Here is a 445-nt window from a genome sequence, read left to right on the forward strand (position 1 = left end):
ACACGCATCAGGCTCTCCGACGCTACCGCAAAGCCTTGCTTCCGGTCGTCCGACTTCCACTGCGCTATGCAGGCTGCCTGCTCGCCCGCGTCGTGCATCGACAGATCGCGATAGGCGATTGTAAACGGCCGCTTCCGGTACACGACTTGCAGCGGCTCACTTCGCCACTCACTGTCGATGCTCGTTCGCAGCACCGCATGCCGCTGCACGACGGCTTGCCAGCTTTGTTCAAACACTGTCGGCTGCAGCTCGCCTTGCAGGGTCAGATGGATCTGGTTCACGTAGGCGCCGGCTTGCGGATCCAGGCGGCTGTGGAACAGCATCCCTTGCTGCATTGGCGTCAGCGCGTACACATCTTCGATCTCACCTAACGCTGCGCTCCGATGCATGAGCGCATCCAGCTCTTCTTGCGTAAAGCCAGGCTGCAGCAAATCGCTTGGCGTCA

The 445-nt window shown here is 60.7% G+C and carries 1 protein-coding gene; it reads right to left on the reverse strand.

Annotated elements, in window-relative coordinates; all coding sequences use genetic code 11:
- On the reverse strand, window positions 1-445 hold a 445-nt coding region (locus BBG47_RS28460), incomplete at both ends, for a condensation domain-containing protein (RefSeq protein ID WP_139070847.1).

Source organism: Paenibacillus sp. KS1, assembly GCF_001680695.1.
Classification (GTDB): Bacteria; Bacillota; Bacilli; order Paenibacillales; family Paenibacillaceae; genus Paenibacillus_B; species Paenibacillus_B suaedae.